Source organism: Maribacter sp. HTCC2170 (assembly GCF_000153165.2).
Lineage (GTDB): Bacteria > Bacteroidota > Bacteroidia > Flavobacteriales > Flavobacteriaceae > Maribacter_A.
Genome location: NC_014472.1, coordinates 1,194,800 through 1,219,816, shown reverse-complemented (window position 1 = coordinate 1,219,816; position 25,017 = coordinate 1,194,800). Strand labels below are relative to the sequence as shown.

The following is a 25,017-nucleotide window of genomic DNA, read 5'->3' as shown; positions in this document are numbered from 1 at the left end:
TACTAAATCCCCAATACCATTTTGGCAATCCAAAAGTAAATCAAGATACCGAAAATGTCGTTGCTCGTTGTAATAAATGGCCCAGTGGCAATTGCAGGATCTATTCCTCTTTTATCAAGAAATAATGGAATAAAGGTTCCAATAAGTCCGGCAACTATTATAACTACTATCAACGAAATTGATATTGCCAGAGCAGTTAAAAAATCTCCTTTATAGGCCCATGTAAAAAGCAAGAGTACTGCAGCTAAAATTAGACCATTCAGTGCTGCTAATAAGACTTCTTTTATTAGTCGATTGCTTACACTTCCTTTTAAATCATCATTGGCAAGACCCTGCACTATTATAGCACTTGACTGTACACCTACATTACCTGCCATGGCAGCAATTAATGGGGTAAAATAGAATAATATAGCATGTTGACTGATCAGTTCTTCAAAACGACCCATTATAGCCGCAGCCCCAACGCCACCTACCAAACCTAGGAACAACCATGGCAATCGAGCACGGGTTAAATCCCATATACTATCATCTGCTTCGACGTCTTGTGAGATACCAGCTGCCATCTGGTAATCTTTTTCAGCTTCTTCTTTAATAACATCAACAATGTCGTCAATCGTTATTCGGCCTACCAATCGCCCCATCGCATCTACTACGGGAATAGCCTCTAGATCATATTTAGACATGATTTTGGCAACTTCCTCTGAATCTTCATTTACATTTACCGAATCTACTTTGGGAATGTATATATCACTAATATGACTTTTTGTTGAAGTTGTTAGCAGGTCTTTTAAAGATAATCTACCTTTTAATTTATCCTCATCATCTACTACATAAATAGAATGAACGCGTGTAACATTTTCGGCCTGTGCGCGCATTTCCTTAACGCATGTCAGCACATTCCAGCTCTCACGTACTTTTACCAATTCTTTTGCCATAAGTCCACCAGCAGAATCCTCATCATAACGTAGGAGGTCCACAATATCCTTGGCATGCTCCTTATCCTCGATTTCGGAAATAACCTCTTGAACAATTTCATCGGGAAGTTCCCCAACAATATCAGCTGCGTCATCTGTATCTAATTCTTCGAGCTCTTCTGCAATCTCTTTAACAGAAAGATTATTTAGAATCACCTCTCTTACATCTTCATCTAGCTCAGTAAGTACATCAGAGGTTTTATCACTATCCAGTAGTTTAATGAGGTAAATGGATTCTTCCTCATTCAACTCATCTACAATTTCAGCGATATCGGCATAATGCACCTCTTCCAAAAGAGTTTCCAGCTTTGCGTTTTGCTGGTCCTCGATCAGTTGTTTAATCTCTTCAAGAAGCTCATCTGTGAGTTTAAATGGTGTCATCTGCTATCTTCTTTGCCAACTCTATAAATTCCGAAACGGTCAATTGTTCAGGGCGTTGGTCAAATATAGCATCTTCTTTGAGAATATTGGAAAGGTCAAAGCTTTTTAAACTATTTCGTAAAGTTTTTCTTCTTTGGTTGAATGCTGTTTTTACTACTCTAAAGAATAATCTTTCGTCGCATCCAAGTTCAAAATCATCCTTACGCACTAAACGCATTACTCCAGAATGTACTTTTGGCGGTGGGTCAAAGACTTCCGGTTCAACGGTGAAAAGATAATCGGCATTATAAAAGGCTTGAGTTAAAACCGAAAGAATACCGTAGGTTTTATTGCCCTCGCTTGCACAGATACGTTCTGCAACCTCTTTTTGGAACATTCCTGAAAATTCAGGCACCTGTGCTTTAAGCTCAAGCATTTTGAATACGATTTGGGTAGAAATGTTATAAGGGAAATTTCCAGTGATGGCGAAAGGTTCTGAATCAAACAATAGGCCTAAGTTGTACTTTAGGAAATCTGCTTCAACTACTTTTAAACTGCTTTTCTTGCCTAGGATTTCGGGGTGCTCGAGAGCAAAATTGTTATTGAGGTAAACTATTGATTCTGAGTCTAAATCCATCGCCACAAGGTCAATTTCGTTTTGAAGTAGATACTTTGTAAGCACTCCAGTACCTGGCCCAATTTCAATTACATTTTTATAGCCAACAAACGAAAGAGTTTCAGCTATCTGTTTGGCAATTGATTCATCTTTTAAGAAATGTTGTCCCAGATGTTTTTTAGCCTTTACCGGCCCTTTTTCGGAGTAGTGTTTTTTATTTTTCTTATAAGAACCTGAACTCTTCTTTTTTCTTTTTCCCATAAATTCAATGTTCACTAATGACTTCAAGTTCAGTTCGGAACGAAACAAATTTATTGGAAAACAATTGTTGAGCATCATTCCTCAATTTGGGGGCATCTTCTTTGTAGTATGCCAAAAGCGTTTCTTTGTCAACAGTGGTAAACTGTACTGAATATGTAACACCTCCCATATCTTCCTCAACCAAAACCTTGCACATTTTGGCCGACAGGAATTTACCGGTCGCCAATACATCTGGAATATGGGTTTCATTCATCCATTTTAACCATTGGTCGTGGGCCGATTCTTCAATATTGGTAGTAACGTTATATATGTACATGTTTTTTGGCTTCAATCTCTTTTTAGAATCTGATAATTGTTCTAACACTTAATTTATACTGTCTCCCCGCAACAACCTAAAATTCTTACGTGCTTGGGGAAAATAATAACTGTCCTGATAATTGTAGATGATTTTTTCATAGTGCTCCTTTGCCTTCTCTGGTTCATTCAAAACATTCCTGTACAACTCTCCCAAAGCAAAGTAGGCGTCATCGGCCAATATATCACTGGTATAGAATTCAATAATTTTTTGGTAATTGAATTTTGCTGCATCATAGTCTTTTATGCTAACGAGTAGCTCCCCTTGTTTGAGTAAAGCTTCATCTTCAATCTTCTCCCCCTTATGATTTTGAAGAATATCGTCCAATGCGGTGATTGCCTCTTTTGTCTTGTTTTGATACGCCAATAGGTCTGCACGGGCATATTTTTTTAATGCCGTTTGCGTTGAATCCTCCAATGAATTGTCTGAGATCAACAAACTCAATTGCATGGCATCATTGGCAATTAGCTGGGAGGTAGAACCTCGAAGAACTTTCAATTGCGTAAGTGACCAGTCAAAATCACCTTTATAAAAACTCGTTTGGGCGACTTTGAACCTGGCATTCTGACCAAGAACATCGTTTTTTAGTTTTTTTTGTATTTGCGAAAAATAAATCAAAGCCTGATTAAACTTTTTGTCGTAAACCAAAATATCTCCCAATGCTAGTTTAATGTAGGCGTTACCACGTGCATTCAAAGGCAATTCCAAACAGTTTTTAAGAATGTCAATTGCCGGCTGGGGAGTGTCTCGTCTAAAGGTTAAAAAATTGGCATAAGCAATCTGTAACTGTAAGGTCTGATTTTTATACCCATGGGTTTCGACTAAGGCCTTATATCGTTTTTCAACCTCGACCAACGTTTTTTCTTTGGCATCCATTAATTGAATATCAATCAAACTCAATTGTGCATTCAATCTTGTGACCTCATCGGCTGATTTTTCAGAGACGTACCCATAAATGGCTCTTGCGATTTCCTTTTCACTATCATCCAGGGCCAAATTCCCAAGACTAATCAAGCGCTGAATAGAACCTCCTTGCATTCTTCTAAAAATGGCTTTCTCTTGTCTAAAAGCACTATTATACTGTTTTTGTTGTACAAATAGCCAGCTTAGCAAATCGTTCCAAAGTACGTCGGGGTTTTGCTGGGCGTTTTGAAGCAATAGTTTTTTGAGTATTATATTGTTTTCGTTTTCGGGATCGGAAGAAATAAAATCATCAATACTTCTCAAAACATTTGATTTTGACGTTTTACCATTAACAAGTAAGTTCAAATACGAACCGTACATTTTATCAACATCCCCTTGTTCCCCATAGATACGGGCCAATTGATAGTTGAAATCCAGTTTCGGATTTAATTCCATGGCTCTTGAATAAGCCTTTAAAGCATATTTTAGAAGGGAATATTTCTGAAAGCGAAAGGCAATACTATAGCCGAAATTAGGATTTTCATCAATTTTGGTCAATGCTTTTTCATAATATTCGCTGGCTTTTTCAGTCTGGTTTTGAAGCGAATGGTTATGCCCAAGTTCAACAAGAAATATAGGATAAAAATTACTTTCATTTATCTTTTGAATTAAGTAATCCTCAGCTTCTTTATAACGTTCCAATTGCTGATAACAGGCAATCAAACCCTCTATATAATCAGTTCTTCTTGGGTTTGTTTCAACTAATTTTTCAAAAAACACAACTGCCTTTTCAAAATCCCCATCATTAAAATACTGTTTCGCTAAAAAATCATCTTGCGATAATACAATCTGCGAAAAGAATAAAACAAAAATGACCAAGGACAACCTCAAAAGCACGTTTTTACCAAAGATACGTAGAATGAGCAAAGCTCATGTTATGGTTTATGCAAAACCCTCTTAATTGATTATATCGAATCCACAATATGGAACCAGTACTTCCGGGATTTTTATGCCTTCTGGTGTTTGATAGTTCTCAAGGATACCAGCCAAAACCCTCGGTAATGCCAAAGAACTGCCGTTTAAAGTATGGGCCAAATTGTTTTTCCCATTTTCATCTTTGAACCTAAGTTTTAACCTATTGGCTTGGTAGGCCTCAAAATTGGAAACTGAACTAATCTCTAACCAGCGGTCTTGTGCGGTAGAGAATACTTCGAAATCATAGGTCAAGGCAGCCGTAAAACCAAGATCTCCGCCACAAAGACGCAAAATTCTGTATGGCAATTTCAACTCACGTAAAATGGTTTTGACGTGCTCAACCATTCCGTCTAAAGCTTCATAAGATTTTGAAGGATGTTCAACACGAACAATTTCTACTTTATCAAATTGATGTAAACGATTTAATCCACGAACGTGGGCGCCATAGCTACCTGCTTCTCTTCTGAAACAAGGTGTGTAACCCGTATAACAAATAGGAAAATCACTTTCATTTAAAATAACATCCCTAAAAATATTGGTTACAGGTACTTCTGCCGTAGGAATCAAGTAGAGGTCATCGGCGCCAACATGGTACATTTGACCTTCTTTGTCGGGCAATTGTCCTGTGCCATAACCTGAAGCCTCATTCACAAGAAGTGGTACTTGCATCTCAGTATAACCGGCTTCTGTGTTTTTATCTAAAAAATAAGCGATCAATGCACGTTGCAATCGCGCACCTTTACCTTTGTATACAGGAAAACCGGCACCAGTGATTTTTACACCAAGTTCAAAGTCAATAATGTCATATTTCTTTGCCAGCTCCCAATGTGGTATTGCCTCAGCCGACAAGGTAGGCACTGTCCCTTCTTTGAAAATCTCTTCATTATCATTTTCAGAGTTACCTGCAGGTACTAAATCGTGTGGAATGTTAGGTATTTGATAAAGTAAATTCTGTAACTCCTCAGCAGTAGTATTAAGTTCCTCTCCCAAACGTTTTGACTCTTCTTTTAATCCGCTGGTCTTTTCTTTAAGAACATTTGCATCTTGAGCTCTTCCGCTTTTGAAAAGTTCGCCAATTTCTTTAGACAGCCTATTGGATTCGGCTAAGGTGTTGTCTAGCTCGGATTGGGTGGCACGCCTTTTCTCATCTAATTGAACTACGTTCTCAAATATTTGGGTGGCGTCAATGTTTCTTTTTTTAAGAGCGATCTCTAATCTATCCCTATTCTCTCGAATTGCCTGTAATTGTAGCATTTGTTTTGACTTTAATCGTGCAAATTTAAGCTAATCTTGTGATTTTAGGTATATATTTATCTTAGATGTATTTAAAAGAGAATTCTCATGGTCTTCGAACATTTTGCTTTAAACGTAAATGATATCCATTTTGTAGTTAAATGGTATATTGATAATCTGGGTCTTGTAGTTGTAGACCAGCAAGAAAAACCTCCTTTTATGACCTTTCTTGCAGATTCTTCTGAGAGAGTGGTTTTGGAGCTTTATCATAGGCCCGATGAGCTTATTAGCAATTTCAAAGCCCAGCATCCATTGACATTCCACGTGGCTTTTGTTTCAGAAAAAGCTGAAGAAGATAAATGTCGTTTATTGGATAAAGGCGCTTCTTTTGTCGAAGAAGTAGTGAAAAATGATGGCAGTCTTCTAGTTATGTTGCGAGACCCTTGGGGAATGCCTTTACAACTATGTCAGCGTGCGGTGGCTTTCTAAAAAGGCCCTTTGTTCATTTCGTTTTATCAGAAGGTAAAATCCAATTATGATGTCCAAAATGACTCCATTTCTCACTAGCTAGATCTACTTTGGGGTCTATGAATGATTTGTAGGGTTTACCATTAATACTGACTTTTGAATTTAATGCGTAGACTGAGACCTCGTCTCCGTTGGTATTATGTTCATTCCTTAGGTATTGTGCAAATTGCCATATGAAATCGGGATAAGCACCAATTTTCCTCATTTGCTTTTTGGATAGATGATCTTCTAGTTTTACTATTTGGGATTCTCCAGTTATATTTTTGACCACCTTGAATTGGATTTTGCCAGTTCTACTCCTAAGCATCATACGCCAACTTAAACGATGCCCTTCTTCGGTCCATAAAACTTTATCTTCAATAAAATGGTGTCTGATGGGTAATAGCAACTGGACACAAAAATATAAACCACTAGCGTACAGAAGCAATTTCTTGTTGGAAGGAGCTTTGACATATGGTTTTGTTACGGCATTCTTCTTTTTGAAAAAAATATTCCGAATGGTGTCCGCTTCAAAAAAGAAAACTGTGAACGCAAGGGCCAAATAGGGAAAAATTCCAATTTGAAATACTATGGAGTTAAATAGGTGAAAGAAAATTGAAACCAAAAAGGCGGCTTTTCTGGTTGGTTTCCACAAAAGAGCTGGAACAATCAATGCATCGAAAGCTATTCCTGTTGTGGCGATGGTTTTATGCACCCAATTTTCTTGTAATAATTCCCCGATTATGGGATAATTTACTTTATCCTTCATAAGGAACTCTATAATGCGAAAATCTAACCAATCGCCATATAACTTTGCGACTGAGGCATAAGAGTAAACCAAAAACAATTGTAAAATCACAATCCATTTTATATATGATAACATTGTATTTTTTCGAGCTGAAGGGTTGTGTCTAGCATCAATCGAATAACCTGTATTTGCAGGAAAGAAACACATCAAAAAAGAAATCAATGCCAACAGATAGTAATGGTTGTTATAAGATGACTTTTGCATCAAATAGACTATCGCCCAAAGTATGGTGAAACTTATGACACTCAAACGATATTTGTAGCCCAGTGCAACGAATATTCCCAAGGTGCCCATTACAAAAAAGTAGTAATACATACCATAACCTGGTAACGGTTGTAGCCATTCAAAACCAATAAAGGTAAAAGTGAAATGTGGATCTATCAGGGTGTCTTTGACCCATCCAGTAACAATGGCTCCGTAACATTCCAAAGCAATCAGAATCCCAAAGAAGATTCTAAAAATCAATAATTGGGAGTTGTCAATTCTGGTAAAAAGTAAACGGTTCAGCATCTATTGGTTGAGTATTGCAAGCGAAGTGTCCTTATCTTTTGCCAATTGGTTTTTTAGGGCCTCAATAGATTCAAACTTATACTCATCGCGAATGCGGGTGATTAAATCAATTTGTAATTTTTGGCCATACAAATCTTTGTCGATATCAAAAAAGTGAATTTCAATGCTTTTTTTCTTGCCAGATACCGTAGGGTTGTATCCAATATTCATCATACCTGAGACTGTTGTGCCATCTATAACCGTTTGAACAACATAGACTCCATTTTTAGGGATGAGTTTATAGGATTCTTCAATATGTAAATTGGCGGTTGGAAATTGTATTTGACGTCCTAGTCCTTTTCCTTTTTTTACCGACCCAGTCAGCATATAAGGGTAACCCAAGTATTTATTTGCAGTTTCGATCTTTCCCTCTTCCAAAGATTTTCGGATCTTGGTTGAACTAACAGAAACTTCGTCAATTTCCTGTGCAGATATTTCATCAACTTTAAAATCCAAAGAACTTCCAAAGGCAATTAAATCATTGATATTTGCTTCTCTATTTCTTCCAAATCTATGATCATACCCAATGATAATTTTTTTGGCCTGCAAGGCATTCACCAAAATGTCGCGAACAAATTCTGTGGCGGACAAACGTGAAAATTCTTTGGTAAAGGGATGGATTATTAAGATGTCAAGGCCCAATCCCTCCAAAATTTTAATTTTCTCATCTAGGGTATTCAATAATTTTATATCAGAATCTTTTTGCAAAACCATTCGTGGATGTGGGAAGAAGGTAAGAACGGTTGACTTAAGTTTTTTGGAGTTAGCTTTCTTAATTAGTTTTTTCAGAATTTTTTGGTGGCCAATATGTACCCCATCAAAGGTGCCAATGGTTATGGCAGTAGGGTGCTTTTTGTCGTATTTGGCTATGCTTTGAACTGTTGTCACCTAAAATAAAAAATAAAAAGACCTATATTTGAAATTGAGCTAAAAACCCCTTAATGGTTTCAAAATTACGTCTAGTTTTTTCAATATCCATACTATTTCTTTCCTTTAACGGGTTTGCACAAAAGGATTATTGGAAGCAAAAATCCGCGCAACGAGGTTTAAAGAAATCTATTTCCAATCGTTTTGAGGTTGAAAAAGGAAGTATTTTTTCCTTTGAGGAGGATGTTTTTAAAAGCAAACTTAGAATTTCCTCCTTTTCCAAAAACAAGGTTTCAATTGTTCAATTTCCTGATGAAAATGGCCATTTGATATCCTTTTCTGTAAAAGAAACTCCAGTTTTATCAAAAAAATTGGCTGCTAAATATCCAGAAATAAAATCATACTCTGGCTACAGTCTTAAAAATGGAAAAGACAGAATTAGATTTAGCGTTTCGCACAAAGGTATACAGGCCACCATCATTTATGCCAATGATAAGAGTAATACTTATATTCAGAAAACTTCTGAACAGAGATATGTCATCTATAATCGGGATGACGAAACCTCAATGAATAAAGAATTTATTTGTGAAACAAAAAATTCGATTGTTGAACGAAGGTCAGGGCTTACGGCAAAACCAGTCGATGATCAACAATTAAGAAAATACAGACTTGCCGTATCGGCGACCGGGGAGTATACAAATTTTCATGGTGGTACTGTTGTAGATGCAATGGCCGCGATAAACGCCACAGTAACAAGAATTAATCAGGTATTCGAATCTGATTTGGGAGTTACATTGGAGATTGTTCCGGACAATGATAAAATCATTTATTTGGATGGAGCAACCGATCCTTATGGTTCAAATTTAAATTCCGAAGTACAAGGAATCATAACGGATAGTATAGGCGCTCAAAACTATGATGTAGGGCATTTGTTTCATAAAGTGGCCAATAGTAGTGAAAACGGTGGTAATGCCGGGTTTATTGGTGCCGTTTGCGTTGATAATAGAAAAGGAAGCGCATATTCTTCAAAAGAAAGCCCAATCGGGGATACCTTTGATTTAGATTATGTAGCCCATGAGATAGGACATCAGTTTGGGGCAAACCACACCTGGTCATTTGAATCAGAAGGGACATCGGTACAGGCTGAACCAGGTAGTGGCACAACAATTATGGGCTATGCAGGTATTACAGGTGTGAACAATGTGGCCGTAAATGGCGATGATTATTTTCACTATAATAGCATATTGCAGATTTCAGATTATTTGGAAACCACAAATTGTGCAGAAGTTATTGCTATGACCAATGTGCCGCCAGTAATTACCCCTTCTCCAGATTATATAATACCAAAATCTACAGCCTTTGCTTTGACTGGAGTAGCATCTGATAGTGATATTGATGATATATTGACTTATTCTTGGGAACAAGTTGATAACGGAATTGTTACACAGGCCACCTTTGGACCAACAAATCCAACAGGAGCAATGTTTAGGTCACAGAAACCTACCATAGATTCAATAAGATACTTTCCGAAACTTACCAGTGTTTTGTCTGGGAATCTAACAGAATCGAATCCTACCGTGAATTCTGAATGGGAAACAGTTTCTGATGTTGAACGCGAAATGAATTTTGCACTTACTGTTAGAGATAATGCGGTAGGTGGTGGTCAAGTCGTAGCAGATTTGATGAAAGTATCTGTTGTGAATAATGCGGGTCCTTTTATGGTTACTTCGCATAACACTAGCCAAGTGCATGTGGCAGGTGATGAGATGCTTATTTCGTGGGATGTTGCCAATACAAACAAAAGCCCTATTAATGCCTTGAATGTTGATATATTTCTGTCAATTGATGGAGGCCTGACCTTTCCGATAACCTTGGCTGAAGATATTATCAATGATGGGAGTCATAATATAATTGTTCCTGGAAACCCTACAAGTCAGGCCCGTTTAATGATAAAGGCCAGTGACAATGTTTTTTATGCTGTCAATGATACAAATTTCACTATTCAGGGATCCGAAATAATTTTGAACTTTGAGAATTTGGAATATGAGGTTTGCCAACCAGATGACGTAACGGTAAGTTTTGTCTATGAGACCTATGAAGGATTTAATGAAGAGACAACATTTAGTGCCACGGACGTTCCAATTGGAATGAACGTGATTTTTACACCCGCCTCAGCAACTTTGGACGGAACCATGGTCGATGCTGTTTTTTCAAATACATCAAGTGTAGCAGAAGATATTTATGAGATAGGTATCGTAGGTGCATCAGCAAGCTTGAGCAAAGCGATTACCTTGGATTTTGCTGTATATGATAACGTATTCCCTGAAGTTACCTTATTGGCCCCTGCCGATGATGTAGCTGATATGTCCACGGGACTTGAATTGGAATGGTTGCCAGATGAATCATATACCTCTTATCAAGTTCAAATAGCAACAGATGCTTCTTTTAACAATATAATTGAGGACGTAACAGTTTTGAACAATCTGTATTCTCCCCAAAATCTTTTGAATGAGGATGCATATTTTTGGAAGGTAAAACCAATCAACAGCTGCGGGGAAGGTCTATTTTCGGCCGCATATAGTTTTTCTACAATTGCGTTTAATTGTGAGAGCAATAGTGCTGAGAATTTGCCTTTGGCAATTTCTTCGATAGGTACACCTACGGTTATATCTAAGATTGCTTTCTATGAAGATTTAGCTTTGGCAGATGTAAATGTAAATATTGAATTAGACCACTCTTATTTATCCGATTTGGTGGTTAAGTTAATATCCCCTCAGGGAACTACGGTTGTTTTGTTATCTAGTTCCTGTGATGATCTACAGAATATAAATGCAACTTTTGACGATGACGCGCCTGACTTTACTTGTAATGGTGATCCGGGAATTAGTGGGATTGTAAAACCATTGGGTACTTTAGACTCGTTTAAGGGCGAATCCATTCTTGGGGAATGGACTTTGGAAGTCAATGACAATGCAGCAGCTGACGGAGGGTTTTTAAAAGCTTTCTCTTTGGATATTTGTATTGAAGGGGAATTCAGGCCAGACGAAGATAATGATGGTGTTTTTGACGACGGTGATGACCTTTGTCTAGGTACCCCAGCTGGGGCTGAGGTAGACCTTAGCGGTTGTCCCGTTTATAGGTTTGTCAATAACAACTTCTCGGTTTTACTAAATAGCGAAGCTTGCAGAGATAGCAATGATGGATCAATTAATATTACCGCACAGACATCCCTTGATTATGAAATAACCATAACAGGAAATGGTGTAAATGTATCTGACAACTTCTCAGATTCGTTCACCTTAGGCAATTTAATGTCCGGCACGTATAATGTTTGTATTGGAGGTACCGACGGCACTTTAGTGTATGAAGAGCATTGCTTTGATGTCATCATTTCTCAGCCAGATGTCCTAGGGGTGAGTTCAAAAACCTCATATGATGGAAAGTTGACGGTCTTAAATCTCCAGGGGTCCGATTTGTATAACATTGAAGTCAATGGTCAAGTAGTTCAAACAACAGAATCGGAAATAACAATCAATCTAAAAAACGGTAACAATTCGCTTAAGGTTTTTACCAATTTACCTTGTCAAGGAGTGTATGAGGAGCACATTTTTTTAAGTGATGAACCTGTTGTGTTTCCTAACCCCTTTGTATCAACTACAAATGTATTTTTGGGCGCAGATGTTGGTCAGGTGTTTGTTGAAATCTTCACTGCCGATGGTAGATTAGTATTGGCTAGAAATTTTGAAGTGAATGGTTTGGAATTGCCATTGGATATGTCAATATATCCTTCAGGGATTTATTATATAAAATTCAGCGGTGATAAAGTTAAAGGAACATCTAAAGTGATAAAGAAATGAGGACGGTAATACTATTGTTATTAGGGGTTCTTTTGATCGGGTGTAAAAAGAAAAGTAATCCCAAACCACCTGAAGCTACCAATTTGGTTTTCCCTGATAAAGATTCGGAATGTACTACAGGTCGTAATCTAAACCAGGGTACAAGCGAAATAGAGTTTAAATGGATGGTCTCTGATCATACCGAAAGTTATGAACTAAGGGTCACTAATTTAAATAGTAATATTACCCAAACTATTAATACGGCAGCACTTTCCGCTAAATTACCGATTGCTAGAGGGGAACCGTTTTCTTGGTTAGTACGTTCTAAAAACACAAAGGTAACCGAAACGGCAGTAAGTGAAACCTGGCGATTTTATAATGCCGGATTTCAATCTACATATGCTCCTTTCCCTGCAGAACCCATACAGCCAAAAAATGGGACTTCGGTTTTTAAGGATATTAATAATGAGGTAACCCTAGAGTGGTATGGTGCAGATATTGAAAATGACATTAATGAGTATGAACTATATTTTTCCACAACAACTCCGCCGGAAACATTGTTGACTTCGCTTTCATCGGGTGTAACTTTCCAAAAGGTTAGTGTTGTTCCAAATACAAGTTATTATTGGAGAGTTGTCACTAAAGATGAGGAAGGTAATAGTTCAGATTCTGGGATATTTGTATTTAAGGCACTTTGATTTTAGGTACCGTTGAATTGGTTCATGGTTATTTTTACACCTGCTAGAATAAAAGAGCTTATCAATTGGATAGATTTTTCAAGACGTTCTGTCATCGAATCTTTTTCTTTCTCATTCCACTCACCAAGTACATAGTCAACTTGTCTACCTTTTCCAAAATCGGCGCCCACGCCAAATCGAAATCTATTGTAGCTCGTCGAGTTCAAAAATAATTGAATGTCTTTTAAACCATTATGGCCTCCATCACTTCCTTTTGTCTTGAGCCGTATGGTGCCAAATTCAAGGTTTATATCATCGGTCACCACTAACAGATTTTCAATAGGAATTTTTTCCTTTTCCATCCAATACTTTAAGGCTTTTCCACTTCTGTTCATATAAGTCGAAGGCTTAAGGCAAAGAACAGTCCTACCTTTTATTTTAAAAGAACCAATAGCTCCCAATTTTGCTGTTTCAAAAACGAAGTCTTTCTCTTTTGCCAATTGATCCAATATCTTAAAACCGATATTGTGACGTGTTTCAGCATACTCACTTCCTATATTTCCCAGGCCTACTATCAAGAATTTCTTCATGGAATCGTTTTCTTCTAAAAGTGTTTTATTGTTACCAAAAAGGGACCTCAAAAATTTACACATTACAACCTAAGGATTTTCATAAAAATACAAAAGCATCCTGAATACTCAGGATGCTTTTTATCAAATGTTGGGTCCGATTTATTCGTTGCTTTCCGCAGCAGCTTCGCCAGCTGGGGCTTCCGCTCCTTCTGTTCCTTCCGCTCCTTCTTCTCCTTCAACTCCTTCTTCTTCCTCTTCCTCTTCTTCGACAGCAGCACGTGCAGTTTTCACTTGCACAACGACTGTACTATCTGGGTGTAGAATAGAAAAATCATTGCTCAATAAAGATTCTACAGAGATGTTGTCCCCAATTTTCAATGTAGAGATATCTACTTTAAAGAAATCGATAAGGTTTTCTGGAAATGCTTTTATAGTTAGCTTTCTCTTTCTAAACAATAAACGACCACCATTTCTAACTCCAGGGGAGTTTCCTTCCAATCTAACAGGAATGTTCATGGTAACCTCTTTGTCTTTGAACAACTGGTAAAAATCAATGTGAATGATTTTGTCCGTCACTGGGTGAAATTGTATGTCCTGCATTACTGCATTCACTTTATCACCATTTTCCAACTCAACCACAACTGTATGTGCGTTTGCAGTGTAAACCAAGTTTTTGAATGCTAATTCATTCGCTGAAAAGTGTAATGGCTTTTCCCCTCCGTATACCACGCAAGGAACCTTTCCAGCATTACGTAGGGCCTTCGTTGCCTTTTTGCCCACGCTTTCTCTTTCTGATCCTTTAATTGTAATTGACTTCATTGTTAAATTTAAAAATTAATAATATTCTAATTTTGACTACATCAAGAATTTTGAACTGATTGATGTATTGTGGTGAACCCTGTGCATAACGTCTGCAAATAAGGGTGCACAACTAACTACTCTAACTTTGTCACTTTTTATTTCCGCAGGAATAGAATCTGTTATGATCAATTCCTTTAATTGGGAATTCTCAATTTTTTCATAGGCGTTTCCAGATAACAAACCATGTGTGGTAATTGCCCTTACGCTTAATGCGCCTCTCTCCATCATTAAATCTGCAGCCTTGGTCAATGTTCCTGCCGTATCTACCATATCATCTACCAATACAACATTTTTTCCGCTCACATCACCAATCAACTCCATATGTGAAATAACGTTGGCCTTTGCTCTTTGCTTATAGCAAATAACTACATCGCTCCCAAGAGCTTTAGAGTATGCGTATGCTCTTTTGGAACCACCCATATCAGGTGATGCAATTGTCAAATTATCCAGATTCAACTCCTTTAAATAGGGTAAGAACAAAGTTGATGCAAATAAATGATCCACTGGTTTTTCGAAAAAGCCTTGAATTTGATCAGCATGCAAGTCCATTGTGATTATTCGCGTCGCGCCTGCAGTTTCCAACATTTTGGCAATCAATTTTGCGGCAATGGGAACTCTTGGTTTGTCTTTTCTGTCTTGTCTTGCCCATCCAAAATAAGGCATAACAGCTGTAATGTGTCTTGCAGATGCTCTCTTGGCCGCATCTAGCATCAACAACATTTCCATCAAATTTTCTGAACTTGGATTGGTTGATCCTATAATGAAAATACGTGCCCCGCGAACCGACTCTTCAAATGATGGTTGAAATTCACCATCGCTGTATCTTGAAAATTTTACTTTACCTAAATCTGTCCCATAAGCTTTAGCTATTTTTTCAGCTAATGCAGTACTCTGGGTACAGGCAAAAATCTTTGGTTCAGGAACTTGATAAGGCATGTTTAATGTATTGTTCTTCAAATTGTTAAAGTCCTTTTCGACAAAGGAGGTGCAAATTTAGAAATTTATTTGGGTTGCTAAAGGATAAATGTTGTTATTTTTTGGGAGTTAAACGAAAATATTTTATAGTTTTGCAGTCCTATTTTTAACTGCTCGAGTGGCGGAACTGGTAGACGCGCTGGATTCAAAATCCAGTTCCTTTGGAGTGCGGGTTCGATTCCCGCCTCGAGTACTGAAAGAGAAAGCTGAGATATATGTCTCAGCTTTTTTGTTTTGGGCACAACAGATAGTTTTTCCTCAATAATAATGCATCCATTTAAATGCATTCAATTATCGCTTTTTTGAATAATTTTAATTCCTATGAAGGGCCAATTAACGAAGCCACTATAAGAGACCAAAAATAGGATATCAAGACAATAAACTTTTTGATTTGTCAACATGTTTTTACAATTGGCAGGCACAAACCAAGTTAATTTAAATGCAAATAAACCTCAGAGAATTTTATATTATCTTAACATAACACGAACATAAAAGGCATTATATAATCGTGATTCTGCGCTTCTCACAATATTATACAGTTCTCAACTTAAAGCTAAGGTTCTTGATTCTTAAAGTTATGTATTCTTAATCTATATAAAAGAATTTAGCATCTCTTAAACATATTAAAATGAATGATGATATCATGAACGTTTTTTGGAATATATAATAATCAAGGCACAGATGATTACAAGGTTTTTCATTATATATTGTCCAATAATACTGAATCCAAAAGGAGGGTTGTTAAATGCTAAATCCGGAAAGAAGAAAAAGGGTAATAATGTACCTGCCATATGTAAGAACACTAAAGAAATGACTATCCTTGACCTTGATCTAAAGAGAAGGCTGATCCCAATGATCAGCTCCATGATGGCAAGACCCCATAATAATAATTGTTGGTCAATACTATGAAAAACAATGACTGAAAGTGTTTCACCGGCCAATTTTTCTGCCGGACTGAGTCCTGGGAAAAACTTTAGGGCGCCAAACCAAATATAAATTAAACCTATGGAAGACTCCAAAAGGAACATTCCATATTTATTGGTAATGTGTTGAAGCTTGTCATCAAAATGACTGGTCATTTCCTTAATGCTCATCATAATTTATTTATAGTATTATAAACACAGCATATATGCTTCCAATGCTTGCTTTTCTTCTTTGTCCAACTTGGTTTCAAGAACTAGGTTGAAAAACTCAATCGTATCGGCTAAAGTTGGTAATCTGCCATCGTGCAGATATGGTGGAGTATCTTTGATTCCTCGAAGGGGAAAAGTTTTAATTGGACCTTCAGGTCTGCCTTTATAAAATCGCTCTACCTGTAGGTCATGCATATAATCATCAACATATGCAGGACCGTAGTGGCACTGGAAACACTTTCCTTTTCCAAAGAATATTTTCTCGCCCAAAAGTTCCTGTTCGCTGGCTTTTGAGGTTATAAGTTTACCTAAAGGATTAAGTTTTGGAGCAGGAGGGTAATCTAAAATGGCATTAAAATCTCCCATTCTATTTGATACCTCCCGTTTTTGAGATCTCGGACCAATGGCTTGTTGCATACCAGGATCTCCATCAAAATACTCTTCTATTTCAGCAAAATGGTCCATACTTCGTACAGATCGTTTTGAAGCCAATTGCATTAAATTGTAATTTCCTCTCATGGTTGGAGTATCTACACGCAGTCTTGCAAGATTGGGTCTGGCGTCGGGAGCCAGCTCAAAAGCACCGTTGGTATGACCATTTACGTGGCAAGAAAAACATGATACACCAGCACTAGGTGCTTCGGTCACTCTATGTGGTGTATGGTTGAACCATGTGGTTGGAGTAGGCTTCAATAACTCTTTTAAACCTTCCATTTGTTCTGCTGTAATAAGGCCATTGAAAATTTCGAAATAATTACTTAGCGTTACTTCTCTTCCTTTGGTTATATCTCCCATTTCTTTATGGGTAGTCAAAAACATTGGAGGAGGAAATTCAGGCAGATAAGAATCTGGGAAATCATGATCAACATCTATGCGAAGATGTTCTGGGTGTGCCTTATTCCAACTATCTGGGAATACCATGTGAGCAACCGTTTGCAGTGGATGGGCCAAAGGCTTATACGGGAAAAGACCCTTTTCCTTAATTTCCTCAGGGGATATCTCAGACAGTTTTTCGTATGATCCTATACTTTTTGGCAATCTCGCTATGGGTCCGGACATAATTGGTTTTCTTCCGCCTGACATAAATGCACCAGAAATGGTTTTACCACTGAAATTGAACCTGCTGTCCATATATTTATGTACACTCTTCATAAGTTCAGGTTTCTGTTTCCTATGAAATGACAACCAATCATCAAATGGCATGGACAATTCGGGTGAACCAAAAGAACTTTTTCCTCTTCCTGCATATTCCCATATGTTAAAAGGTTGTCTTTCACCATCCTTTAAATCAGGATAAGTTTTTAAACTGTCCACATAGCCACTCCCCAACCCATAATCATTTTCTTGATAGTCATGGATAATTGCACCTGGACTTTGCAACATGTGCAATCTGCCATCGGCTAACTGAAAACCAACTATCCCAAAAAAGATAATTGAAACCAATGCCAATCCTATTTTCTTGCTTTTTTTACTCATTTTATTTAGCGATTACCTATTGATATTTATAGTAATTTTGGATGTAAAATACTAAGTTGGTAAACGTTGATTTAAGGGAAATGATGAACATGAGGTTTCGAGTGACGAAACCCAAAAACTAAATGATAAAAGCGAATGCGTTGTTTGATTGTTGATGATGATCCGTTAATATGTGACCTATTGGAACATTTTTGCTCCAAGGTGGATTTGATAACCGAGGTTACGATTTCCAACTCTGGTTTTGAATCGGTTAACCTAATTGATGGAGGCAACTTTGACTTGGTATTATTGGATTATGACCTGCCAGATATAACGGGAAGACAGATACTTTCTTTGATTAATAAAGAAACTGCTGTGATTATGATTACTTCCAACAAGGATTTTGGCCATGAATCGTATGATTACGATCAAGTTGTTGATTATTTATTGAAACCAATTGAATTTCCTCGTTTTTTTAAAGGGATACAAAAAACTTCGCAAAAAATGTCAGATAGGCCTAATCAAAACGGTCAAATATTTTTAAAAGAGGGGAATGCCATTAGAAAAGTGAAACTTAATCAAATATTATTTATAAAATCAGCGGGTAATTATCTTGAATTTGTATTTGAGGATAAAAAGATATTGACCATTATGACAATGAAGGAGATGGAAAATAAATTACCGTCAAATTTTCAGAGAATCCATCGCTCCTATATTGTAAATATCGAACGGATAGATCAAATTTTAAATGGAGAGGTCGAGATCGAGAATCATGTTATACCGATTAGTTCCACCTTTGAAAACCAGCTAATCCAGAAAATCAATCTACTGAGTTGATCAGGAGTTCATTCCTAAAATAACACTGCATAAATTTTATTTGATTCAATAGAAAATGTAGCATGTTTTGGTCCAATTCGTCAACAAGTTCCGGTAATTCATTTTTGAGTTGTGTTAATTCCAAAGCGTTGATATGGGTAGCGATTTTGTGTTTGATGGCCATCCATTCTTTCTGATTTCTTGAATTCGACACTGCTTTGAACCTTAAAAGGTATTGATCGAACTCACTAAGCAGAATTTCCAGATAGTTTATTATCTTTTGATTGTTATAATCGTATTGTTCGTAGACATTCTTAAGTTGAGGAACATCATATTCATTGGTTCCTATCACTGATATTATCTTATCTGCCAATTGGTCTAGATTTATGGGTTTTTGCAAATGGTCAATTTTCAAATCCCTATAATTTGAAGGGTCAAAAGCAGAGGTGATAATAATGGGAATGTTGTATTTTGAAAATTCATTCTTCACGTAGTCGGTGATAAGCTCGGCCTCCAACATAAGATCGGTGAGCAAGAGGTCAAAACGATTGTTGCTCAACAACTCCAATGCTTGTTTTGCCGAATTTGTCTGGACAACTGAAACGCCTATCGATTCCAGAACATTTCTTACCATGAGCTGTGATGGGGCGTCATCTTCCACATGTAAAACAACATACTTTTGATGGAACTTGGGATACGAAGCAGTGGCATCCAGTTCGGGAGTGGAAGGGGAAGGGGCATCTTTAATGGGCATGGTAAATTTAAAAATTGAACCTTTTTCCAATTCCGAAATCACACTGAGATTTCCGCCAAATAGATCGGATAGCTTTTTTACGATGGACAATCCCAATCCAAATCCATCTATTCTCAATGAATTATCATTTGCGACCCTAAAAAAACGTTCCTTGATTCGGAGCAGGTTTTCAGGGTCAATTCCCTGACCAGTATCTTGGACCTCTATTGTAAGATGTGTTCCTTTTTCTTGAAGCAGATTCGCCAGGATGTCAATTTGCCCCTTTGCAGTATATTTTATGGCATTGATAAGAAGGTTGGTTATTACTTGGTTTAATCGTAATGGATCAATAAGATAGTACCTTTCCATTAATTCATTGGAAACGTTCAAATTGAGTTTCAGCCCTTTCTGTATGGCCTCGTATCTGTAATTTAATACAGTGGCCTGTAATTGTTCGTATATGTTGGTAGGTGTTGAATTAAGGGTGATTTGTCCTTCCATAAGTTTTTGTTGTTCAAGAATATCATGCATCAATCCGTTTAGGTTATAAGTGCTCCTATGCAAAGAATTGATTATAGGAACTTGTGCCGATGACGGTTTGTTTTTTATTAGGAGTTGGGTCAATCCTAAAATAGCATTCAATGGAGTACGAAGCTCGTGACTCATGTTTTGCAAGAATTCATTCTTTTCTGCTACTGCCTTCTTTTCTCGCTTTAAGGATTCTTTGAGCTCAATAACACGGGAGTCTATTTCTTTTCTCATGCTCGAAAATGAACGCGCCAGTATGCCTATTTCATCTTTTCGCTTTTTTAGACTAAATAAACTGCTGTCCGAATCTTTTCCCCTTTCATAATCACTTATGGCCGAGGTTATATGGGTTAATCTCTTGGAAATGATATTGGTGTACATATATATTAAAACCAAAAGAAACAGGCAAAAGATTATTACGATCAAAAATGAATCACGATTGACTTTGGCGACATCAGTTAGTATGGCCTCTTTGCTGGCCGTAGTAATCAGATATATATTATGTATTCCATCAGAATAAGGGAGTTTGTCCAGATAATATAGATGTGGTACATTTTTATTGTCATGAAAGATGCCCTTGGTTTCAGTTTTATTTAAAAATTCACTGGGAATCACATCAAAATCTTTATCTAGAGTAAGATTGGTGCCAAGTTGGGTTCCGAAACTTTTATACCGTTCCTTGGAATATTTGTATTCTCCTACTTGGTTTACCAAAAGATTTTCAATGTCTTGTTTTCCGATTTGGTTCACTTCCTCAAAAAAAGCTGAAACGTCCACATTGATTACCAACAAGGCTTTAAGTAATCCTTTGTTGTTGAGTACTTTTCCAATGGCCCTTAGGGTAGGAATGTGTGGCTCACTTATTTTTCCAAATTCTTCATTTAAGTTGATTTCGGAAAAGTAAAAACCTTCTTCCGCTATTGCCATGGCCTCGCCATAGTACTTCTTGTCACCCTTGAATTGTAGGTTGTCGGATGTAACTTGTTTAATGCGGCCATTAATCTTTTCGTATTTAATGATTTCCTTGCCGTTGTTTTCCGCATCTAACAACCTAATTTGAAAATAATTGGGTTTTTCGCTCAGAACTATGGGAAAAGATTTTTCAAGTATGCCATAATTATCAGGATTGGGATCATTGACATATTCATTGATTGCCGGGTTTTTGGTGATTAGGGCAATATCATTGGAGACTTCGCTCAACATGGAATAAAATGATTTTTTGACCAGATTGGACGCATGAACGATTTGATTTTCGCTATAATTGTAAATGACCTTGGATGCTTTTTGGTTTATAAAATATCCTTGAAGAAATAGGACAAGGACAACTATAGTGGTTAAAATCAAGGCGGATTTTATGACAATCGAGTTCCAAAAAGTCACTTTTTCATTGGGCATAACCATTCTTTTAAATCATCTTCAAATATCGCTAAAAATAGCGACGTCCAATTATAAGAAGATTGGAGGAACAACTTTTTTTTGTGCAATGCTTATTTAGTGTTTCAATTATTAGACTTTTATGTTTTAGTTTTCAAACGACTTGAAATTGGGAAGGATTATAATATAATTGAGTTCCATTTCAAGTACTGAAAAAAGCTTTTCAAGCTAGAAGGCTTTTTGTTGAAAGGCTAGTTTTGTGCTATAAATAGTTAAGGATATTGTAATATTTCATTCTTTATTTGAGTATCTTAGAGTTATTAAAATGTGGGTTTCGATACCTGCAAAATCTAAACACTTTTAACCATTAAAAAATAAAATTATGGGATTATTTTCATTCATTAAAAACGCGGGAAAGAAGATTTTTGGCAAAAAAGAGGAAAAAACAGAAGTTGTTACCCCGATTAGTAAAACTGACTTGCTAAAAGCAGAAGTTGAAAAATTGGGCATCCCTGTTTCCGATTTAAATGTTGAAGTATCGGAAATGGTTACAGTTTCAGGTAGAACCGACACGAATGCCGATCGGGAAAAGATAATTTTGGCCATGGGAAATATTGATAATATTGGGGCCGTGGAGGATAATATAGCAGTAACTAACCCTGAACCAGAAGCAACTTTTCATGTGGTAAAATCAGGTGACACCTTATCCAAAATTTCAAAAGAAGTATATGGTGATCCAATGAAATACAACGTGATTTTTGAAGCAAATCGTCCTATGCTAAAACACCCAGATGAAATTTATCCAGGACAAACACTGAGAATACCTGCAATGTAGATTGCAACGGTATTTTTAAAAGTTTAAAGGCCATTCGTTAGAATGGCCTTTTTTTGGTTAAAATAATTAATAACGGTATTTTTAATATAAATCGAATGCATATGGGCTCAAGAAGGAATTTTATTAAACTTTCAACCTTAGCGGGTGCTGCTATGGTTCTACCTATCGAAGTTCTTGGTTCAAAAACTAGAGGGCTAACCATTGAAATTGGATTAATAGCGGACATTCACCAAGATGTAATGCACGATGGCGAACAACGTTTGCAAGCGTTTTTGGAAGAAGCCTATAAACGTAATCCAGATTTTATCGTTCAAATGGGCGATTTTGTTCTTCCACACGATACTAATAAGAATTTCATGTCTTTATGGGAGAATTATAATGGTGAAAAACATCATGTTTTAGGAAACCATGATATGGACCATGGGTTTACAAAAGAACAAACCATGGCCTTTTGGGGAATGCAAAAAAAATACTATTCATTCGATAAAGAAGGTTTTCACTTTATTGTGTTGGATGGTAATGATCAGAACCCACAACCTTGGTCGGGTTATAAACGTTACATTGGAAAAGAACAACAGAATTGGCTAAAAGCAGATTTGGCAAAAACCAATTTGCCAACCATAGTTTTCAGCCATCAAACATTGGAATTGGAAGATGGTGGGGTGGCCAATTTAAAAGATATTCAGAAAATTCTTGAAGAAGCCAATAAAGCTGCTGGATTTAAAAAGGTAATATGCTCGATAAGCGGGCATCATCACACCGACTTTATGACACAGATCAATGGTATTTATTATGTGCAAATCAATAGTGCCTCGTATAGATGGGTTGGAGGTGATTACAAACACCTGCGTTATAGTAAAGAGGTTGATAAGGCATACGAGTGGATAAAGTACACCATTCCTTATAAAGAGTCATTGTTCACATTTATGACCATAGAAAAAAATCAAATCACAATTGAACCAAGAAAAACAGAATTTGTAGGACCAGGTCCAGAAATGCTGGGTATGCCAACGCAGCATCCCCATGATCCAATTGTACCGACAATTTCTGAGTTTAAAATGAAAATTTAACTAACAAAAAATATAATCTATTTGCCACTTGACCCTAATAGCTTTCATGAATAATTGAAATGAGAAATCGCATGCAATGAAGTAAAGATTTTATTGTTGTTGAATGTAAAAGAAAAAAGTAGTCCACTTCAGAAATAAATCAAATGAATAAAAAACCAGATATTTTTAATGATGTCATAGGGCCTGTAATGCGAGGTCCTTCCAGCTCACATACAGCTGCTTCCTGGCGCATTGCCAATATTTGTTTGGCGTTGCTGAACGAACCACTAAAAAAGGCAATTGTTGATTTTGATAGGAATGGTGCTTGGGCTCCCAACTTTAGAGAACAAGGTACATGCCTTGGTATAGAAGGAGGTTTGTTAGGCCTGGATATGACCGACGACCGTATGAAAAATACGGCACAGATGTTAGTGGACTTGGGTGTTTCAGTTAATTATGAAATTAATTCATTCAAAACTGACCATGTAAACACAGTGCGGTTGAAATTAGAAGGAATACATGGAAATTCGATACGGGTTTTGGCAGTTTCATTAGGAGGAGGGTCTTTCGAAATTCGTAATATCGATGGATTTGATATAAGAATAAATGGAGGTTATTATGAATTACTTCTTTCCATAGAAGACAATAGCGCAAATCTTGAAAAAATTAAAGCATTGTTTTCTGAAAATTCTTTATTGTTTAAATCTACTCAAGAAAATCGCTTGTTGGTTAATTTAAAATTTTCTGATGAAATATCAGCTGATACCTTGAATAAGTTAAGGGGGTTGACAGGGTTTGAAAAACAGATTATCGTCAAGCCTGTTTTGCCTATTATTGAAGGTAATGATGTTGAGGTTCCATTTTCTTCCATTGATTCTTTATTAGAGTATGCTTCTAACGAAGATTATGATTTAGGCGAAATAGGGCTAATTTATGAAAAGTGCCTAAGTGGTCTGCCAGAAACTGATGTAATCGTCAAGATGAAGAATATTGTTGGCATCATTGAGAAAAGTATAGTAAAAGGATTAGCAGGCACTGAATATGAGGATCGCATTTTGCCCCAACAATCACATTTGGTTCAAAAGGCACAGAAAAAAGGCAAGATACTTCCAAATTCCATTATAAATCAAATTGTTGCCAATGTATCAGCGATCATGGAGTCGAAAAGTGCGATGGAAGTTGTTGTCGCCAACCCTACAGCTGGATCATGTGGTGCTGTAGGAGGTGTTTTGAGGGCTGTTGCAGATGAGATTAAGGCTTCTGATGGTGAATTGGTCAAAGCGTATTTTGCCTCTGGAATAATAGGTGCGTATTTTGCTATGGGCCCAGGGTTTTCTGCTGAAGAACATGGTTGTCAAGTAGAATGTGGAGCATCATCTGGTATGGCTGCTGCTGGAATTGTTCAGTTGTTTGGAGGTACGGCAAAACAGGCCATTGATGCAGCGTCCATGGCAATCCAAAATATGATTGGTTTAGTATGCGACCCCATAGCGGATCGTGTTGAAGCACCTTGTTTGGGAAAAAACATTAGTGCAGCTGTCAATGCACTTACTTCGGCTACGATGGCCTGTTCTGGATTTAATGCATTGATTCCTTTAAATGAGGTTATAGAAACAGTTTCGTCTGTTAGTAGCCAGATGCCAAGTTGTGTAAAGTGCACCGGAAAAGGAGGTCTTGCCATTACAAAAACTGCTTGTGATTTAAAAGAAAAACTTAAGTCAAAAAGTGCACCGGCGACTTCCTAAAACACAAATATTAATTACCC

The 25,017-nt window shown here is 37.0% G+C and carries 20 protein-coding genes and 1 tRNA gene; 8 read left to right on the top strand and 13 right to left on the bottom strand.

All coding sequences use genetic code 11. The features are described from left to right. Positions 1-2 precede the first annotated feature (2 nt). The 5 genes from mgtE to serS form a co-directional block, all read right to left on the bottom strand. Positions 3-1,355: a magnesium transporter gene (gene mgtE / locus FB2170_RS05470; RefSeq protein WP_013305528.1), complete on the bottom strand. Its 1,353-nt coding sequence runs from the start codon at positions 1,353-1,355 to the stop codon at positions 3-5. Beyond that, the gene (rsmA, locus tag FB2170_RS05465) at positions 1,342-2,211 is read right to left on the bottom strand and encodes a 16S rRNA (adenine(1518)-N(6)/adenine(1519)-N(6))-dimethyltransferase RsmA (RefSeq protein WP_013305527.1); all 870 of its coding nucleotides are present in this window, start codon (positions 2,209-2,211) and stop codon (positions 1,342-1,344) included. Before rsmA ends, mgtE begins: the two co-directional genes overlap by 14 nt. A 4-nt stretch (positions 2,212-2,215) precedes the next feature. Then, on the bottom strand, positions 2,216-2,527 hold the full coding sequence (locus FB2170_RS05460) for a DUF4286 family protein (RefSeq protein WP_041633064.1): 312 nt from the start codon (positions 2,525-2,527) through the stop codon (positions 2,216-2,218). A 48-nt stretch (positions 2,528-2,575) separates the two neighbouring features. After that, a complete protein-coding gene (locus FB2170_RS05455) occupies positions 2,576-4,354 on the bottom strand; it encodes a tetratricopeptide repeat protein (protein ID WP_013305525.1) in 1,779 nt (592 codons plus the stop codon). Between the two features lie 72 nt (positions 4,355-4,426). Beyond that, a complete protein-coding gene (gene serS / locus FB2170_RS05450; protein ID WP_013305524.1) occupies positions 4,427-5,698 on the bottom strand; it encodes a serine--tRNA ligase in 1,272 nt (423 codons plus the stop codon). Between the two features lie 87 nt (positions 5,699-5,785). Here serS and FB2170_RS05445 point away from each other — a divergent pair, with 87 nt between their 5' ends. After that, complete coding sequence (locus tag FB2170_RS05445; RefSeq protein ID WP_013305523.1) at positions 5,786-6,166, top strand: VOC family protein; 381 nt, start codon at positions 5,786-5,788, stop codon at positions 6,164-6,166. Positions 6,167-6,179: 13 nt separating this feature from the next. On the opposite strand, the gene FB2170_RS05440 is transcribed toward FB2170_RS05445, so the two are convergent. Both FB2170_RS05440 and FB2170_RS05435 read right to left on the bottom strand, forming a co-directional pair. Beyond that, positions 6,180-7,502: an HTTM domain-containing protein gene (locus FB2170_RS05440; RefSeq protein WP_013305522.1), complete on the bottom strand. Its 1,323-nt coding sequence runs from the start codon at positions 7,500-7,502 to the stop codon at positions 6,180-6,182. Then, on the bottom strand, positions 7,503-8,429 hold the full coding sequence (locus FB2170_RS05435) for a bifunctional riboflavin kinase/FAD synthetase (RefSeq protein ID WP_013305521.1): 927 nt from the start codon (positions 8,427-8,429) through the stop codon (positions 7,503-7,505). Positions 8,430-8,482: 53 nt separating this feature from the next. Here FB2170_RS05435 and FB2170_RS05430 point away from each other — a divergent pair, with 53 nt between their 5' ends. Both FB2170_RS05430 and FB2170_RS05425 read left to right on the top strand, forming a co-directional pair. Then, a complete protein-coding gene (locus FB2170_RS05430; RefSeq protein ID WP_013305520.1) occupies positions 8,483-12,265 on the top strand; it encodes a reprolysin-like metallopeptidase in 3,783 nt (1,260 codons plus the stop codon). Beyond that, positions 12,262-12,942, top strand: a complete 681-nt coding sequence (locus tag FB2170_RS05425) for a hypothetical protein (RefSeq protein WP_013305519.1) — start codon at positions 12,262-12,264, stop codon at positions 12,940-12,942. Before FB2170_RS05430 ends, FB2170_RS05425 begins: the two co-directional genes overlap by 4 nt. A 2-nt stretch (positions 12,943-12,944) precedes the next feature. Here FB2170_RS05425 and pth read toward each other — a convergent pair whose 3' ends face one another. The 3 genes from pth to FB2170_RS05410 all read right to left on the bottom strand — a co-directional run bounded on the left by pth (position 12,945) and on the right by FB2170_RS05410 (position 15,290). Continuing rightward, positions 12,945-13,574: an aminoacyl-tRNA hydrolase gene (gene pth, locus FB2170_RS05420; RefSeq protein WP_013305518.1), complete on the bottom strand. Its 630-nt coding sequence runs from the start codon at positions 13,572-13,574 to the stop codon at positions 12,945-12,947. Positions 13,575-13,652: 78 nt separating this feature from the next. Further along, a complete protein-coding gene (locus FB2170_RS05415) occupies positions 13,653-14,312 on the bottom strand; it encodes a 50S ribosomal protein L25/general stress protein Ctc (RefSeq protein WP_013305517.1) in 660 nt (219 codons plus the stop codon). Between the two features lie 36 nt (positions 14,313-14,348). After that, positions 14,349-15,290 carry a ribose-phosphate pyrophosphokinase gene (locus FB2170_RS05410; protein WP_013305516.1) on the bottom strand — a complete coding sequence of 314 codons (942 nt, stop codon included), beginning with the start codon at positions 15,288-15,290 and terminating at the stop codon, positions 14,349-14,351. A gap of 151 nt (positions 15,291-15,441) precedes the next feature. On the opposite strand from FB2170_RS05410, the gene FB2170_RS05405 reads away from it, so the two are divergent. After that, positions 15,442-15,522 (top strand) — tRNA-Leu (locus FB2170_RS05405). Between the two features lie 448 nt (positions 15,523-15,970). Here the strand turns inward: FB2170_RS05405 and FB2170_RS05400 are convergent. Then, positions 15,971-16,423 carry a doxx family protein gene (locus tag FB2170_RS05400; RefSeq protein WP_148232065.1) on the bottom strand — a complete coding sequence of 151 codons (453 nt, stop codon included), beginning with the start codon at positions 16,421-16,423 and terminating at the stop codon, positions 15,971-15,973. A gap of 18 nt (positions 16,424-16,441) precedes the next feature. Further along, positions 16,442-17,938: a hypothetical protein gene (locus FB2170_RS05395; protein WP_013305513.1), complete on the bottom strand. Its 1,497-nt coding sequence runs from the start codon at positions 17,936-17,938 to the stop codon at positions 16,442-16,444. 135 nt (positions 17,939-18,073) lie between these two features. On the opposite strand from FB2170_RS05395, the gene FB2170_RS05390 reads away from it, so the two are divergent. Beyond that, on the top strand, positions 18,074-18,754 hold the full coding sequence (locus FB2170_RS05390) for a LytR/AlgR family response regulator transcription factor (RefSeq protein ID WP_013305512.1): 681 nt from the start codon (positions 18,074-18,076) through the stop codon (positions 18,752-18,754). On the opposite strand, the gene FB2170_RS05385 is transcribed toward FB2170_RS05390, so the two are convergent. After that, entirely contained in the window at positions 18,738-21,389 is a 2,652-nt protein-coding gene (locus FB2170_RS05385; RefSeq protein WP_158306082.1) for a hybrid sensor histidine kinase/response regulator, read from the bottom strand. The genes FB2170_RS05390 and FB2170_RS05385 overlap by 17 nt on opposite strands. A gap of 361 nt (positions 21,390-21,750) precedes the next feature. Between FB2170_RS05385 and lysM the strand changes: the two genes are divergently transcribed. The 3 genes from lysM to FB2170_RS05370 all read left to right on the top strand — a co-directional run bounded on the left by lysM (position 21,751) and on the right by FB2170_RS05370 (position 24,997). Further along, positions 21,751-22,203 carry a peptidoglycan-binding protein LysM gene (lysM, locus tag FB2170_RS05380; RefSeq protein WP_013305510.1) on the top strand — a complete coding sequence of 151 codons (453 nt, stop codon included), beginning with the start codon at positions 21,751-21,753 and terminating at the stop codon, positions 22,201-22,203. Between the two features lie 101 nt (positions 22,204-22,304). Next, positions 22,305-23,273, top strand: a complete 969-nt coding sequence (locus tag FB2170_RS05375) for a metallophosphoesterase family protein (RefSeq protein WP_013305509.1) — start codon at positions 22,305-22,307, stop codon at positions 23,271-23,273. 143 nt (positions 23,274-23,416) lie between these two features. After that, positions 23,417-24,997, top strand: coding sequence for an L-serine ammonia-lyase, iron-sulfur-dependent, subunit alpha (locus FB2170_RS05370; RefSeq protein ID WP_013305508.1), 1,581 nt, complete (start codon positions 23,417-23,419; stop codon positions 24,995-24,997). The last annotated feature ends 20 nt before the right edge of the window (positions 24,998-25,017 follow it).

Excerpts from the sequence above, each read along its gene's own strand:
- FB2170_RS05400 (WP_148232065.1), bottom strand. The coding sequence starts at position 16,423 with ATGAGCATTAAGGAAATGACCAGTCATTTTGATGACAAGCTTCAACAC.
- mgtE (WP_013305528.1), bottom strand. The coding sequence starts at position 1,355 with ATGACACCATTTAAACTCACAGATGAGCTTCTTGAAGAGATTAAACAA.
- lysM (WP_013305510.1), top strand. The coding sequence starts at position 21,751 with ATGGGATTATTTTCATTCATTAAAAACGCGGGAAAGAAGATTTTTGGC.
- FB2170_RS05415 (WP_013305517.1), bottom strand. The coding sequence starts at position 14,312 with ATGAAGTCAATTACAATTAAAGGATCAGAAAGAGAAAGCGTGGGCAAA.
- serS (WP_013305524.1), bottom strand. The coding sequence starts at position 5,698 with ATGCTACAATTACAGGCAATTCGAGAGAATAGGGATAGATTAGAGATC.
- FB2170_RS05425 (WP_013305519.1), top strand. The coding sequence starts at position 12,262 with ATGAGGACGGTAATACTATTGTTATTAGGGGTTCTTTTGATCGGGTGT.
- FB2170_RS05430 (WP_013305520.1), top strand. The coding sequence starts at position 8,483 with ATGGTTTCAAAATTACGTCTAGTTTTTTCAATATCCATACTATTTCTT.
- FB2170_RS05375 (WP_013305509.1), top strand. The coding sequence starts at position 22,305 with ATGGGCTCAAGAAGGAATTTTATTAAACTTTCAACCTTAGCGGGTGCT.
- FB2170_RS05440 (WP_013305522.1), bottom strand. The coding sequence starts at position 7,502 with ATGCTGAACCGTTTACTTTTTACCAGAATTGACAACTCCCAATTATTG.
- FB2170_RS05395 (WP_013305513.1), bottom strand. The coding sequence starts at position 17,938 with ATGAGTAAAAAAAGCAAGAAAATAGGATTGGCATTGGTTTCAATTATC.
- pth (WP_013305518.1), bottom strand. The coding sequence starts at position 13,574 with ATGTGTAAATTTTTGAGGTCCCTTTTTGGTAACAATAAAACACTTTTA.
- FB2170_RS05460 (WP_041633064.1), bottom strand. The coding sequence starts at position 2,527 with ATGTACATATATAACGTTACTACCAATATTGAAGAATCGGCCCACGAC.
- FB2170_RS05370 (WP_013305508.1), top strand. The coding sequence starts at position 23,417 with ATGAATAAAAAACCAGATATTTTTAATGATGTCATAGGGCCTGTAATG.
- FB2170_RS05385 (WP_158306082.1), bottom strand. The coding sequence starts at position 21,389 with ATGCCCAATGAAAAAGTGACTTTTTGGAACTCGATTGTCATAAAATCC.
- FB2170_RS05445 (WP_013305523.1), top strand. The coding sequence starts at position 5,786 with ATGGTCTTCGAACATTTTGCTTTAAACGTAAATGATATCCATTTTGTA.
- rsmA (WP_013305527.1), bottom strand. The coding sequence starts at position 2,211 with ATGGGAAAAAGAAAAAAGAAGAGTTCAGGTTCTTATAAGAAAAATAAA.
- FB2170_RS05410 (WP_013305516.1), bottom strand. The coding sequence starts at position 15,290 with ATGCCTTATCAAGTTCCTGAACCAAAGATTTTTGCCTGTACCCAGAGT.
- FB2170_RS05390 (WP_013305512.1), top strand. The coding sequence starts at position 18,074 with ATGCGTTGTTTGATTGTTGATGATGATCCGTTAATATGTGACCTATTG.